Here is a 14,225-nt window from a genome sequence, read left to right as displayed (position 1 = left end):
GAGGTAGCGCTCCTCATTCATATAGGACAAGATTTTTGTTCCGCAATAATCGTATAAGGAGGTGTTGACTGTGTCATTTGCATCAGAAACAAAGAAAGAGTTGACGAATCTTGAGATGAAGGAATGCTGTGAGAAAGCAGAATTATCAGCGTTGCTTCGAATGAACGGGTCGCTTTCTTTTTCAAACCGTCGTCTATCTATCGATATTCAAACGGAAAATGCGGCAATTGCAAGAAGGATTTATACGCTTTTGAAAAAAGGATATGACGTGACGGTAGAATTACTTGTTCGTAAAAAAATGCGATTGAAGAAAAATAATGTATATATTGTGCGGCTTGTTGAGAAGTCTCGTGAAATATTAGCTGATCTTCATATCGTTCGAGATGACTTTTCATTTATTCGAAATATATCACAAGAATTGATTGAGAAGAAATGTTGTAAACGATCGTATTTACGAGGTGCATTTTTAGCAGGTGGTTCAGTAAATAACCCAGAAACATCATCTTATCATTTAGAAATCTTTTCGTTATATAAGGAACATAATGATGCTATATGTGAACTGATGAACGGATTTGATTTAAATAGTAAGACGTTGGAAAGAAGAAAAGGGTACATTACGTATTTGAAAGAAGCAGAAAAAATTACAGAGTTTTTAAATATTATAGGTGCTCATAATGCGCTTTTAAGATTTGAAGATATTCGAATCGTACGTGATATGCGTAATTCTGTAAATCGTTTAGTGAACTGCGAAACAGCTAATTTAAATAAAACAATTGGTGCAGCACTAAGGCAGATTGAAAATATTCGTTACATTGATGAGACAGTTGGTCTTGATATATTGCCGGATAAACTACAAGAGATTGCGCAATTACGAAGAGATTATCAAGATGTAACATTGAAAGAGTTAGGTGAGATGGTATCCGGGGGGAAGATTAGTAAGTCGGGTATTAATCATCGTTTGCGTAAAATCGATGAAATTGCAGAGAAATTACGCGCGGGGGAAACGGTAGCAAAAAAATAAGAGGTTAAAGGGGAAATGGAGCTGTGGTTCAAAAAAGAGTTCGGGTTTCATTAAAAAACGGTTTACAAGCACGTCCGGCTGCGTTGTTTGTACAAGAGGCAAATCGCTTTCATGCAGATATCTTCATCGAGAAAGATGGAAAGACAGTAAATGCAAAGAGCATAATGGGGATTATGAGCTTAGCAATTGGAACTGGAAGCATGATAACAATTACAACAGAAGGTTCAGATGCAGAAGAGGCTTTAGAAGCATTAGCTGCATATGTACAGTAAAAAAGCTATCGCGCATGTGCGATAGCTTTTTGTTTTTGCGGTTTACTTAAAGGGCGTTTTCGGGATAGGGGGTATGTAGGTGGTTTGTCCTTGTCGTAGATTGTCGGTAAATCGATATGTTGTGTCGAACCGTTGATATATTAAAAAAATCGTTGATATAATTTAAGTTTTGTTCGATATAATTGAAAAATCGTTGATATATTTAGAGGGATACTGGATGGGGTATGTGAGCGGGGAACAATATATAAAAGAAGCGCCCAATTATAGGGCGCTTCCACTTTTAGTTATATCCAGCTCCAGCGGCTAGAATCTCCGGTCGCTTCGCCCCTTCATTCGAGGCAAAAAGCGCCTCGGAATCAGGGGCTCCATCGCCCTGCGATTCTAAACGAGCCGCTTCCGCTTTTAAGTATTAACGATTTGTAAAGATCTTATCGATTAAACCGTATTCTAAAGCTTTTTCTGCTGTCATGAAGTTGTCGCGGTCTGTGTCGCGTTGTAGTACTTCAAGTGGTTGACCAGTGCGGTCAGCAAGAATTTGATTTAGTTTTTCACGTAAGAATAGGATACGTTTTGCAGCGATTTCGATTTCAGTCGCTTGACCTTGTGCTCCACCAAGTGGTTGGTGAATCATTACTTCACTGTTTGGAAGTGCATAACGTTTTCCTTTTTCACCTGCTGCAAGTAAGAAGGCACCCATAGATGCTGCCATACCGATACAGATTGTTGATACTTGTGGTTTAATAAACTGCATTGTATCATAGATTGCCATACCCGCTGTGATAGAACCGCCAGGGCTGTTGATGTAGATGTGAATATCTTTTTCTGGATCTTGAGATTCCAAGAATAAAAGCTGGGAAACGATTGAGTTAGCTACGTTGTCATCAATTGCACTACCAAGCATAATGATGCGGTCTTTTAATAGTCGAGAGTAAATATCGTAAGCGCGTTCTCCACGATTTGTTTGTTCAATTACTGTAGGAATTAAATTCATCTGTTATTTCCTCCTTCTAAAGCTTTCTTAGTCTTATAATACAATTATGGTCAATAAAGGTCAAACGAAACCACTTTAAATCAAAAAAATATGTAGTTGTACCATGAAATATTCGCTATGTTTTCGAAATTCCCTGCTTATGTATCTTCAACATCATAACCGAATTACATAAATTTAAACGTTATGAAAACTGGAGAAAAAAAGAAAAGAACGCCTTTTAACTGAAGCGTTCTTTCGATAATTAGTCTTTTAAAAGATAGGTTACTTTATTTAAAATCTTTTCGATTTGTTTCGCGTTTTTACTATACATTTCGCTTGCTGATTTCGACTTTGTTTCTAAGGAAAATAGTTCAAGATCAGCATGACATTTTTTTAAAGATGCTAATAATAAAGGTTTGTTTTGAGGAGAAGGCATTTGGAGTTTGTCATTGTAAATGTCGATAGTAAGTTGTCCGTATGAATCCACTTGACCGAGAAAGACATTTTCAATAACAACACCGAGTTTTTCTAATTCTGAATGTAGCCAAGCGCGGTTATGTCCGCTTGCTGAAAGAGGTTCATCTAGTACATTTCCATCCATAATAACAGTTTGTGGTTCTTTCTCGTTTGGTACTTTTAAACCGATGTCTTTTGCAGTAAGTGGCTGAGAATCTTTCTTTAATAATACATTTAATTCTCCGCTCGGTTCTAAGACAGCAAATTCGACTTCAGCTATACTAAATGCACCATTTCCTCTAAGAAGTTCGAGTAACTCATCACTAGTATATTTTTCTTTCTTTAAATTATCCTCAAGTACTTTGCCATCTTTTATTAACACTGTAGATTTTCCTTCAAAAAAGTCTCTAGCAGTTTTGTTTTTTAAGGAAAGAATGCCAACGAAAAAAGGTACTGAGGCGAAAATAAGTATAGCGAAGACGCCATGGAAAAACTTTTGGTCAAGCCCTGTAGATATTTGAGCGGCGATATCACCGATTGTCATTCCTGCTATGTATTCGAAAAAGGAAAGCTGAGAAATTTGCCTTTTTCCTAAGCACTTTGTGATAGTGAATAAAATGATTAATATGAATACAGAGCGAATAATGACAAGTGTCCATTCCGGCAGGTGAGACATAGTCATTTCCTCCAGTCTACTTAAAACCCTTTATATTGAGGTTCTTCACGTTCCAATACTGAAACTCTATTTTGTAAATCAGCGATGATACTGTCCATTTCTAACATACATTCATGAAATATGCGTTTAGCTTCATCGTCTGTAGAATTTAGCGAAAGGGAACTTAAGCTTGCTTGAGCTCCTCTTACACTAGCAAGGCAAGTTTTAACGCTAGCGATAACAGTCATACAAACACTCCTTATCCTTTCGGTTTGAATAACAATGCTCCAATGAAGCCGAAAATAATAGCTGCGGATACGCCGGCGCTCGTTACTTTAAACATGCCTGTGATAACACCAACGATGCCATGTTTTGCAGCTTCTTCCATTGCGCCATGAACGAGAGCATTACCAAAGCTTGTAATAGGCACAGTTGCACCAGCTCCAGCGAAATCAATTAATGGTTCATACAAATTGAATCCATCTAATATAGCTCCGGCAACAACGAGTGTTGCCATTGTATGAGCTGGTGTAAGTTTTACAACATCAAACATAAGTTGTCCGATTACACATATGAGTCCGCCAATGACGAAAGCCCAGAAAAAAATCATTGCGTTGCACCTCCAAATTCAATCGAAACGGCGTGAGCGATACACGGAATCGTTTCTTCTTGTTGGAATGTAAGTGGAGATAGTAAAGCGCCTGTCGCAACGACAAGTATTTTTTTGAACTCTCCTCTTTTCATTCGGTTTAATAAATGACCATAAACGACTGTTGCGGAACATCCTGGTCCACTAGCACCAGCTATGACAGGCTGTCCTTCTCTATAAATGAGTAGCCCGCAATCTTGAAACTGTTCGCTCGTTACTTTTGTTCCGTGTTTATGTAGTAAGTCATAAGCAATTTCACGGCCTACATGTCCGAGATCGCCTGTTACAATTAAATCGTAGTAAGAGGCATCAATTTGACGTTCACGTAAATGAGCTTCAATTGTATCGACGGCAGCTGGAGCCATTGCACCTCCCATATTAAACGGATCTGTTAATCCCATATCAACCACTCGTCCGATTGTTGCAGAGGTTACTCTTGGACCGTGCCCAGTATCGCTTAAAATAGCGGCCCCAGCACCGGTTACTGTCCACTGTGCGGTAGGTGGCTTTTGTCCACCATATTCGGTAGGATAGCGGAACTGTTTTTCTACAGCGGTGTTATGGCTTGATGCCCCGGTTAATAAATATTTTGCGCCTTTTGCATTTACGATACTTGCTCCAAGTGCTAAACCTTCCATAGAAGTAGAACAAGCCCCGAATAGCCCGAGATAAGGAGTGCCCAGTGTACGGCAAGCAAAGCTTGTAGGGGTAATTTGATTAATTAAATCTCCTGCAAGTACGAATTGAATATCATCTTTACGAAGTTTTGCTTTTTCAGTTGCGCGACTACAAGCTTCTTCGAATAAAATTTTATGTGCTTTTTCATAGGAATCTTGTCCGAGCCATAAATCTTCATGGAGGGTATCGAAGTCTTCTGGGATTTTCCCTTTTGCTTCAAATGGCCCCCCAACGACTCCTGTCGAAATAATAACTGGTTTGTTTTCAAATACCCACGTTCGGTGCCCTTGTAACATTTATAGCCCTCCCCATTGAACGAGAATCGTTTTAATAAGTGCGATGACGAAAGCAGAAAATACACCAAATAAAATAACAGAACCAGCTAATTTGAACATGTTACCACCAACGCCGAGTACAAATCCTTCCGTTCGGTGTTCGATACATGCGGCAATAACAGAGTTACCAAATCCAGTAACAGGTACAGCTGTACCAGCACCGGCAAACTGCCCAAAACGATCGTATATACCAAATCCAGTTAGTAACATAGAAATAAAAATAAGAGTTGCGACGGTTGGATTTCCTGCCGAACGTTCAGTGAAATCGAAATAAGTAATATAAAAAGTAGAGATTAGTTGTCCTATGAAGCAAATAAAACCACCGACGAAAAAGGCTTTTATACAATTTTTTAAGACAGGTCGTTTCGGTTCGCGTTCTTGTTCGAATTTTTTATACTCCTGTTGTACAGGGGTTAAGTTTTTATCTTTACTAGACATTGCAATCCTTCCTTTTCTTTTAAAAAGCGTTAAGTGTTAGACTCCATTTTTTTGCCGATGAATTTTAATTGCTTATTAATTTCATCTTTAGATACTTCTTTTTTCTTAATTTTGTTTTCAAGTTTTTCGAGTAACATAAAGATTTTTTTATCTGTACTTACACGAACATCGAAAGTGGGGTATTCATCACTTAATTGCTTTTGAAGTTTGCTGCGCAGCGGTTTTAATCCAAACCTTTCGTGATGCTCAGGTGTAACTGCTATGTAGAGATCTAAATTTGAATTCACTGCTGTGCTTTTTATAATTTCATCCATAGCGAGAGCTCTTTTCTTCGCTCCTTGTGATATAGATTGATTAAAGGATTCCGTACTCGTCTTTGTTAACTTTGGACCTTTTTCTTTCTCCGTTCGTTTTGCTTCTTCTTTCACTTTTTTATCTAAAGGACTATTATTACATCCGGTAAAAGAGCTAAATAGAAGTGCAAATAATGCGGTTATGAGGCCGAGTTTTCGCATAATTATCATTCCATTTCTATTGCAATATGTAATGTGATAGAAAAAGGATGACTGCATATCATCCTTTTTCTATTTCACAGCAAGACGGATGCGTTATTGCTGTGAGTATTGTGGTTCTTCTTGTTGGACTTCTTCAACGCGTGGGTTTAAAGAATCGATAATCGTTTGTGTTTGCTGCGCAGCTGTTTGGAAAAGTTGCTTAGCTTGTTGGTTATCCGTATCAAGAGCGAATCCCTCTAAGCTAGCTTGTGCACTTTTTAATCCAGAAACAGTTTGCTTTAATTTTGTAATTACAGTCATTGAATGAAGCCCCCTTTGGAATATCAATTCATAGGTTATAATTTGTGAGTTGGGGTGAATTTATGATTGGAAAATTTAGGGTGGAATAGATTTTATATGATTTTAGCTAAGATGCATAAGGTATTACGGGGATATTTTTATTGATTTAGATGGATTTTATTGCTATTATTATGAGAAGAAAATGAAGTGTTTTCTATAATCATGCGCCCATAGCTCAGTCGGATAGAGCGGTGGTTTCCGGTACCACGTCTGCCGGGGGTTCGAATCCCTCTGGGCGCGTCAAAAAGTCCTAACTTACGTTTTGTAGGTTAGGACTTTTTTTATTTCCCTCTTGTTATATCTAGTAATAAGATTTACTATTAGTACTTGATAATAATTTTGACCTTAATATTTTCTTTCAATATTATTCAAATTTCGGTTGTAAGTTGTAAATCTCATTAATACATATAAATTAATAATATTTTGGAATGGGTGTCTGCGTGAGGATTCTCCTTTTACCAAACTTATTGTACAATAGAAACAAGGGGGAGATTAGTTTGAAGGCAAGTCTTTTACAAGAACAAAGCTTACGTTTGGCAATGACACAAGAGTTAAGGCAAGCGATTACAATGCTCCAGTATAATGTACAAGAATTATCGGAGTTTTTGTATGAGCAATCGTTAGAGAATCCCCTTATTGAGTTAGGTGGTTTTGAGAGGGAGAAGAAAAAAAGCTCTAACACAAGTAAAAGTACCAGCAAACAAATCGAGAATCAGATGGAAATCTACAGTGTGGATTCTACAACGATTCAGCAACATTTATTAAATCAAATACAGTATTATAAAATAAATGAAGAAGAGCGGAAAGTGGCTTCTTTCATTATTATGAACATGGATGGAAACGGGTATTTACAAGAAACGAATGAAGAGTTAGCAGAGCTCCTTTCTGCGCATATTCATGTAGTTGACCGCTCTGTAGAGCTTGTCCAATCACTGGAGCCAGCAGGGGTAGGGGCGCGTAATATTCAGGAATGTTTAACCTTACAATTGAAGCGCTTACAAAGACGTAATGGATTAGCAGAAGAGGTTGTAGAAGATCATTTCGCTTATTTTGTGAAGAAAGATTGGCGAAAGCTCGTTCAAGTGTTGAAGTGTAGCAATGAAGAATTGCAGAGTGCGGTAAATTGTATAACGTCATTACAACCAAAACCAGGTCTTGCATTTTCTTCAGATAAGCCACTTTATATTGTTCCTGATATGGCAGTAAAAAAAGAAGATGATCGCCTCGTTTTGCAAATGAATGAGAGAAATATGCCGAGAATTGAAATTCACTCTGAATATAGTGCGCTTCTTAATAATAGTGAAAGTGAAGTAGCATCTTATGTATCAGAAAAGTATCAGCATGTGCAGTGGATTATGCGCAGTTTGAAGCAGAGAAAACAGACGCTTCTGCAAGTGATGAATATTATTATGGAAAAACAACGTGATTTCTTCTGGAAAGGTCCAGAGTATTTAAGACCGCTCGCTTTAAAAGAGGTAGCAGAAGAGTTAAGTGTGCATGAATCGACAATTAGTCGTGCGACGCGAAATAAATATGTGCAAACACCACACGGTTTATTTGAGATGAAATCGTTCTTTAGCAATGCCGTTTCGACGACTGAAGATGAAGCAGTTTCTACAAAACGTGTAAAACAATTTATTCAAACGCTTATTGGGGCAGAGGATAAGAAAAAGCCACTTTCAGATCAAAAGATTTCAAAATTATTAGAAGAAGAGCATGAAATTGTTATTTCTCGAAGAACAGTGGCGAAGTATAGAGAACAAATGCATATCCCAGCTTCGTCATTAAGAAAAACGATTGGATAGGTGAAGAAGATGAAAGTTGTACTGTATACCAAAAAAGATTGTGGCCTTTGCGTGAAGGCGAAACAAGTTTTACAGGAAGTACAATGTGAATATTCTTTTCAAATCGAGGAAATAGATATATATGAAGATAATGACCTTTTAGAAAAATATCATTTAATGATTCCGGTTGTAGAAATGGACGGAAAACAAGTAGAATATGGTAACATTCACAAAGGTGTCATAATAAACTATATAAAGAATGCAGTTAAGAGTTGAATAAGTTTCTATCTCCTGTTACAATAATACACGTAGCAGGGATTATTTTTTTAACCTATGTGGGACACAAAATGTCACTACGGGACGTAAAGTGACCACGAGGGGAAATGAACCGATGTAGTGAGGAGAAAAGATATGCGCTCATGGATTCAGAACACAAAAAAATTATTACCTGATCTGCTACCTGTTATGCAAACGAGAATGCAAATTCTTCAATACATTAGGCTCATGCAGCCGATTGGAAGAAGAAACTTATCAGCAAGTCTCGGTATGACAGAACGAGTATTGCGAAGTGAAGTACAAGTTTTGAAAGAACAAAACTTAGTTCACGTCGCTTCTTCTGGAATGACTTTGACAGAAGAAGGAACAGCTTTAGTTCTTGCTTTGGAAGACTTTATGAAAGAAATTTCCGGGTTAAAGGTTTTAGAAAAGCAACTTAAGGAAACATTAGACTTGGATGAAGTTTTCGTTGTCCCTGGCGATAGTGATGAATCACCTTGGGTCAAACTGGAGATGGGCCGTGCTTGTGTGACTTGTATAAAAGACCGTCTGACAGCGAATAATATCGTTGCTGTGGCTGGAGGAACTACGCTAGCTGCTGCTGCGGACATGATGCAACTTGATTGCAAAGATTTACATATGCTATTTGTCCCAGCACGTGGTGGAATTGGAGAAGGCGTCGAGTTAGAAGCCAATACCATTTGTGCCAAGATGGCGCAAAATACGATGAGTAATTATCGCTTATTGTATGTTCCAGACCATGTTAGCAGCGAAGCATATGCGTCTATTGTGACAGAGCCTTCCGTGAAAGAAGTTCTTGAGTTGATTCGATCTTCCAATATCGTCATTCATGGAATAGGTGATGCGTTAACAATGGCACGTCGCAGAAGTACTTCAGAAGCAGATTGGTTAAAGATTCAGGCAAGCGAAGCAGTTGGCGAAGCTTTCGGTTACTACTTTAATGAAGAAGGAAATGTTGTTCATAAAGTAAGAACAGTTGGTATGCAACTAGAGGACTTACAAAATGTATCTCACGTTGTTGCAGTCGCTGGAGGTTCTTCAAAGGCAAAAGCAATACAGGCTGTAATTAAACAAGGACACACTTCAATTCTAATTACAGATGAAGGTGCAGCAAAACAGTTAACAAAGGGTTTTACCCTTTAATATAATCCCCCAAGGAGGAAATTCAAATGACTAAAATTGGTATTAATGGATTTGGACGTATCGGACGTAACGTATTCCGCGCAGCTCTTAACAACTCTGAGGTAGAAGTAGTAGCAATCAACGATTTAACAGATGCTAAAACATTAGCTCACCTTTTAAAATATGACACAGTTCACGGAACTTTAAATGCAGAAGTATCTGCTAACGAAAACAGCATCGTTGTTAACGGTAAAGAAATTAAAGTTATCGCTGAGCGTGACCCAGCTCAATTACCATGGAGCGACTACGGAGTAGAAGTAGTAGTAGAATCTACTGGCCGTTTCACTAAAAAATCAGACGCTGAGAAACACTTAGGTGGATCAGTTAAGAAAGTTATCATCTCAGCTCCAGCTTCTGACGAAGATATCACTGTAGTTATGGGTGTTAACCACGAACAATACGATGCAGCTAACCACAACGTAGTATCTAACGCTTCTTGTACTACAAACTGTCTAGCTCCATTCGCTAAAGTATTAAACGAAAAATTCGGCGTAAAACGCGGAATGATGACAACAATTCACTCTTACACTAACGACCAACAAATCTTAGACTTACCACACAAAGATTTACGTCGTGCTCGTGCAGCAGCTGAAAACATGATCCCAACATCTACTGGTGCAGCTAAAGCTGTAGCATTAGTATTACCAGAACTTAAAGGTAAATTAAACGGTGGCGCTGTACGTGTTCCAACTGCTAACGTTTCTCTAGTTGACCTAGTTGTTGAACTTGACAAAGAAGTAACAGTTGAAGAAGTAAATGCAGCATTCAAAGCAGCAGCTGAAGGCGAATTAAAAGGTATCCTTGGATACAGCGAAGAGCCATTAGTATCTATCGACTATAACGGATGTACAGCTTCTTCTACAATCGATGCATTATCTACAATGGTAATGGAAGGTAACATGGTTAAAGTACTTTCTTGGTACGATAACGAAACTGGTTACTCTAACCGCGTAGTAGACCTAGCAGCTTACATGACTTCAAAAGGTCTTTAATTCTTAATTATATAAGTTATCAATGACAAAACGAGGGAGAGGGTTTGTTCCCTCTCTCTCTTCTTTCGTTTTAAAAGCAAATGTGTTAAGCTTTTGAGTGGGTTTTGTCAATCCTAACTAGTAGTCGGAGGGAAATCCAATGAACAAAAAATCAATTCGTGACGTAGATTTAAAAGGTAAGCGTGTATTTTGCCGCGTTGATTTCAACGTACCTATGAAAGAAGGCAAAATTACAGATGAAACTCGTATCCGTGCAGCTCTTCCTACAATTCAATATTTAGTAGAGCAAGGTGCGAAAGTTATTTTAGCAAGTCACTTAGGCCGTCCAAAAGGTCAAGTAGTAGAAGAAATGCGTTTAACTCCAGTAGCAGCACGTTTAGGCGAGCTTCTTGGTAAAGACGTTAAAAAAGCGGATGAAGCATTCGGACCAGTTGCACAAGAAATGGTTGCAGCAATGAACGAAGGCGACGTATTAGTTCTTGAAAACGTACGTTTCTATGCGGGCGAAGAAAAGAACGATGCAGAACTTGCGAAAGAATTTGCAGCACTTGCTGACATCTTCGTAAACGATGCATTCGGTGCAGCTCACCGTGCTCACGCTTCTACAGCAGGTATCGCAGACTACCTACCAGCAGTATCTGGTCTATTAATGGAAAAAGAGTTAGATGTACTTGGTAAAGCACTTTCTAACCCAGAACGTCCATTTACAGCTATCATCGGTGGTGCGAAAGTAAAAGACAAAATCGGTGTAATTCGTCATCTATTAGACAAAGTAGATAACTTAATCATCGGTGGAGGACTTGCTTACACATTCGTTAAAGCTTTAGGTCATGAAATTGGTCTATCTCTATGTGAAGACGACAAGATTGAACTAGCTAAAGAATTTATGCAACTTGCAAAAGAAAAAGGCGTAAACTTCTACATGCCAGTTGATGTTGTAATCACTGAGGAATTCTCTGAAACTGCAACAACTAAAATCGTTGGTATCGACTCTATCCCTTCTAACTGGGAAGGCGTGGACATCGGTCCTAAAACACGTGAAATTTATGCAGATGTAATTAAAAATTCTAAGCTTGTTGTATGGAATGGACCAATGGGTGTATTCGAAATGACTCCATTCGCAGAAGGTACAAAAGCAGTAGGACAAGCATTAGCAGATGCAGAAGATACATACTCTGTTATCGGCGGTGGTGACTCTGCAGCAGCTGTTGAAAAATTCGGTATGGCTGATAAAATGAGCCACATTTCTACTGGCGGCGGTGCGTCATTAGAATTCATGGAAGGTAAAGAGCTTCCAGGTGTAGTTTGTCTTAACGACAAATAAGTAGCAGCCAAAGAAAAAGGACGGTGCAAAGCATGCGTAAACCAATTATCGCAGGTAACTGGAAAATGAATAAAACTCTATCAGAAGCAGTTAGCTTCGTAGAGGAAGTTAAAGGTCAAATCCCAGCAGCTTCAGCTGTTGATGCAGTAGTTTGCTCTCCAGCTCTATTCTTAGAGCGCCTTGTAGCAGCAACTGAAGGAACTGACTTACAAGTAGGTGCACAAAACATGCACTTCGAAAAAAATGGTGCATTCACTGGCGAAATTAGCCCAGTAGCACTTAGCGACTTAAAAGTTGGCTATGTAGTACTTGGCCACTCTGAGCGTCGTGAAATGTTTGCTGAAACAGATGAGTCAGTAAACAAAAAGACTATCGCAGCATTTGAACATGGTTTAACACCAATTGTATGTTGTGGTGAGACTTTAGAAGAGCGCGAAAGCGGAAAAACATTTGATCTAGTAGCAGGTCAAGTGACAAAAGCACTTGCAGGTTTAACAGAAGAGCAAGTTAAAGCAACTGTTATCGCTTATGAGCCAATCTGGGCTATCGGTACAGGTAAATCTTCTTCTTCTGCAGATGCAAACGAAGTATGTGCGCACATCCGTAAAGTTGTTGCAGAAGCTGTTTCTCCAGAAGCTGCAGAAGCTGTTCGTATCCAATACGGCGGTAGCGTAAAACCAGAAAACATTAAAGAGTATATGGCACAATCTGACATCGACGGCGCTTTAGTTGGCGGTGCTAGCTTAGAGCCTGCTTCGTTCTTAGGTCTTCTGGGGGCGGTAAAATGAGAAAGCCAACAGCTTTAATCATTCTTGACGGTTTCGGACTTCGTGAAGAAACTTACGGGAATGCTGTAGCACAAGCTAAGAAACCTAATTTTGATGGTTACTGGAATAAATTCCCTCACACAACGCTTACAGCTTGTGGCGAGGCAGTAGGTCTTCCAGAAGGTCAAATGGGTAACTCTGAGGTTGGTCACTTAAATATTGGTGCTGGCCGCATTGTATATCAAAGCTTAACACGCGTTAACGTTGCAATTCGTGAAGGTGAGTTCGATAAGAACGAAACGTTCCAAAGTGCAATTAAAAGCGTAAAAGAAAAAGGTACTGCACTTCATTTATTCGGTTTACTTTCTGACGGTGGTGTGCACAGTCACATGAATCACATGTTTGCTCTTCTTCGCTTAGCAGCTAAAGAAGGCGTTGAGAAAGTATACATTCATGCATTCTTAGATGGCCGCGATGTTGGACCAAAAACAGCACAAAGCTATATCGATGCAACAAATGAAGTAATTAAAGAAACAGGAGTAGGACAATTCGCGACTATCTCTGGTCGTTATTACTCCATGGACCGTGACAAGCGTTGGGATCGCGTAGAAAAATGTTACCGTGCTATGGTGAATGGTGAAGGCCCTACTTATAAATCAGCACAAGAGTGTGTAGAAGACTCTTATGCGAACGGTATCTATGATGAATTCGTATTGCCGTCTGTAATTGTTAACGAAGATAACACGCCAGTTGCAACAATCAATGATGATGATGCAGTTATCTTCTATAACTTCCGTCCAGACCGTGCAATTCAAATTGCTCGTGTATTTACAAACGAAGACTTCCGTGAGTTCGATCGTGGTGAAAAAGTACCTCACATTCCAGAATTCGTATGTATGACACACTTCAGTGAAACTGTAGATGGTTACGTGGCATTCAAGCCAATGAACCTTGATAACACTTTAGGTGAAGTTGTTGCGCAAGCGGGATTAAAGCAACTTCGCATCGCGGAAACTGAAAAGTATCCGCACGTTACATTCTTCTTTAGCGGTGGTCGTGAGGCTGAATTCCCAGGAGAAGAGCGTATCTTAATTAACTCACCGAAGGTTGCAACATATGACTTGAAACCTGAAATGAGCATTTACGAAGTAACGGACGCTTTAGTAAATGAAATCGAAAATGATAAACATGATGTTATCATTCTTAACTTTGCGAACTGTGATATGGTTGGCCATTCTGGGATGATGGAACCAACAATTAAAGCAGTAGAAGCAACTGACGAATGTTTAGGAAAAGTTGTAGAAGCGATTCTTGCAAAAGATGGTGTAGCACTTATTACTGCTGACCATGGTAATGCGGATGAAGAATTAACTTCTGAAGGAGAGCCAATGACAGCTCATACAACTAACCCGGTTCCTTTCATCGTTACTAAGAACGACGTAGAATTACGTGAAGATGGTATCTTAGGTGATATCGCTCCAACAATGCTTACACTTCTTGGTGTTGAGCAACCGAAAGAAATGACAGGTAAAACAATTATTAAATAATTTG

Annotated in this window: 17 protein-coding genes and 1 tRNA gene; 10 read left to right on the top strand and 8 right to left on the bottom strand. The window is 39.0% G+C overall.

Features of this window, described 5'->3' with window-relative positions:
• Positions 1-70: 70 nt before the first annotated feature.
• Together whiA and F3I02_RS32530 are read left to right on the top strand one after the other, a co-directional pair.
• On the top strand, positions 71-1,021 hold the full coding sequence (gene whiA / locus F3I02_RS32535; protein WP_000006560.1) for a DNA-binding protein WhiA: 951 nt from the start codon (positions 71-73) through the stop codon (positions 1,019-1,021).
• A 23-nt stretch (positions 1,022-1,044) separates the two neighbouring features.
• Positions 1,045-1,293, top strand: a complete 249-nt coding sequence (locus tag F3I02_RS32530) for an HPr family phosphocarrier protein (RefSeq protein WP_000250310.1) — start codon at positions 1,045-1,047, stop codon at positions 1,291-1,293.
• Between the two features lie 409 nt (positions 1,294-1,702).
• Here the strand turns inward: F3I02_RS32530 and clpP are convergent, their stop codons facing one another.
• From clpP to F3I02_RS32490, 8 genes are all read right to left on the bottom strand, one after another.
• A complete protein-coding gene (gene clpP, locus F3I02_RS32525) occupies positions 1,703-2,284 on the bottom strand; it encodes an ATP-dependent Clp endopeptidase proteolytic subunit ClpP (RefSeq protein ID WP_001049162.1) in 582 nt (193 codons plus the stop codon).
• Between the two features lie 241 nt (positions 2,285-2,525).
• Entirely contained in the window at positions 2,526-3,395 is an 870-nt protein-coding gene (locus F3I02_RS32520; protein WP_000018892.1) for a DUF421 domain-containing protein, read from the bottom strand.
• Positions 3,396-3,415: 20 nt separating this feature from the next.
• Entirely contained in the window at positions 3,416-3,622 is a 207-nt protein-coding gene (locus F3I02_RS32515) for a DUF1657 domain-containing protein (protein WP_000215912.1), read from the bottom strand.
• Between the two features lie 11 nt (positions 3,623-3,633).
• Complete coding sequence (gene spoVAE, locus F3I02_RS32510) at positions 3,634-3,984, bottom strand: stage V sporulation protein AE (protein ID WP_000575924.1); 351 nt, start codon at positions 3,982-3,984, stop codon at positions 3,634-3,636.
• Positions 3,981-4,997, bottom strand: a complete 1,017-nt coding sequence (spoVAD, locus tag F3I02_RS32505; RefSeq protein ID WP_000938963.1) for a stage V sporulation protein AD — start codon at positions 4,995-4,997, stop codon at positions 3,981-3,983. Before spoVAD ends, spoVAE begins: the two co-directional genes overlap by 4 nt.
• Positions 4,998-5,474, bottom strand: a complete 477-nt coding sequence (spoVAC, locus tag F3I02_RS32500; RefSeq protein WP_000095399.1) for a stage V sporulation protein AC — start codon at positions 5,472-5,474, stop codon at positions 4,998-5,000.
• Positions 5,475-5,503: 29 nt separating this feature from the next.
• Positions 5,504-5,989 carry a YhcN/YlaJ family sporulation lipoprotein gene (locus tag F3I02_RS32495; protein ID WP_001228550.1) on the bottom strand — a complete coding sequence of 162 codons (486 nt, stop codon included), beginning with the start codon at positions 5,987-5,989 and terminating at the stop codon, positions 5,504-5,506.
• A gap of 93 nt (positions 5,990-6,082) precedes the next feature.
• Entirely contained in the window at positions 6,083-6,289 is a 207-nt protein-coding gene (locus tag F3I02_RS32490; RefSeq protein ID WP_000216166.1) for a DUF1657 domain-containing protein, read from the bottom strand.
• Positions 6,290-6,492: 203 nt separating this feature from the next.
• On the opposite strand from F3I02_RS32490, the gene F3I02_RS32485 reads away from it, so the two are divergent.
• The 8 genes from F3I02_RS32485 to gpmI all read left to right on the top strand — a co-directional run bounded on the left by F3I02_RS32485 (position 6,493) and on the right by gpmI (position 14,221).
• Positions 6,493-6,568 (top strand) — tRNA-Arg (locus F3I02_RS32485).
• A gap of 257 nt (positions 6,569-6,825) precedes the next feature.
• Entirely contained in the window at positions 6,826-8,133 is a 1,308-nt protein-coding gene (rpoN, locus tag F3I02_RS32480) for an RNA polymerase factor sigma-54 (protein WP_196478807.1), read from the top strand.
• A gap of 9 nt (positions 8,134-8,142) precedes the next feature.
• Positions 8,143-8,388 carry a glutaredoxin family protein gene (locus F3I02_RS32475; protein WP_000869730.1) on the top strand — a complete coding sequence of 82 codons (246 nt, stop codon included), beginning with the start codon at positions 8,143-8,145 and terminating at the stop codon, positions 8,386-8,388.
• Positions 8,389-8,523: 135 nt separating this feature from the next.
• Positions 8,524-9,552, top strand: a complete 1,029-nt coding sequence (gene cggR, locus F3I02_RS32470) for a gapA transcriptional regulator CggR (protein ID WP_001258185.1) — start codon at positions 8,524-8,526, stop codon at positions 9,550-9,552.
• Between the two features lie 26 nt (positions 9,553-9,578).
• Positions 9,579-10,583, top strand: a complete 1,005-nt coding sequence (gene gap, locus F3I02_RS32465; RefSeq protein WP_000161236.1) for a type I glyceraldehyde-3-phosphate dehydrogenase — start codon at positions 9,579-9,581, stop codon at positions 10,581-10,583.
• A gap of 139 nt (positions 10,584-10,722) precedes the next feature.
• Complete coding sequence (locus tag F3I02_RS32460; RefSeq protein ID WP_001036350.1) at positions 10,723-11,907, top strand: phosphoglycerate kinase; 1,185 nt, start codon at positions 10,723-10,725, stop codon at positions 11,905-11,907.
• Between the two features lie 32 nt (positions 11,908-11,939).
• Entirely contained in the window at positions 11,940-12,695 is a 756-nt protein-coding gene (gene tpiA, locus F3I02_RS32455; protein WP_001231038.1) for a triose-phosphate isomerase, read from the top strand.
• The gene (gene gpmI / locus F3I02_RS32450; protein WP_196478806.1) at positions 12,692-14,221 is read left to right on the top strand and encodes a 2,3-bisphosphoglycerate-independent phosphoglycerate mutase; all 1,530 of its coding nucleotides are present in this window, start codon (positions 12,692-12,694) and stop codon (positions 14,219-14,221) included. Before tpiA ends, gpmI begins: the two co-directional genes overlap by 4 nt.
• Positions 14,222-14,225 lie beyond the last annotated feature (4 nt).

The sequence above is a fragment of the Bacillus sp. SRB3LM genome (assembly GCF_015712745.1).
GTDB lineage: Bacteria > Bacillota > Bacilli > Bacillales > Bacillaceae_G > Bacillus_A > Bacillus_A thuringiensis_K.
The sequence above is the reverse complement of the archived record's forward strand: the minus strand, read 5'-3'. Positions and strand labels throughout refer to the sequence as shown.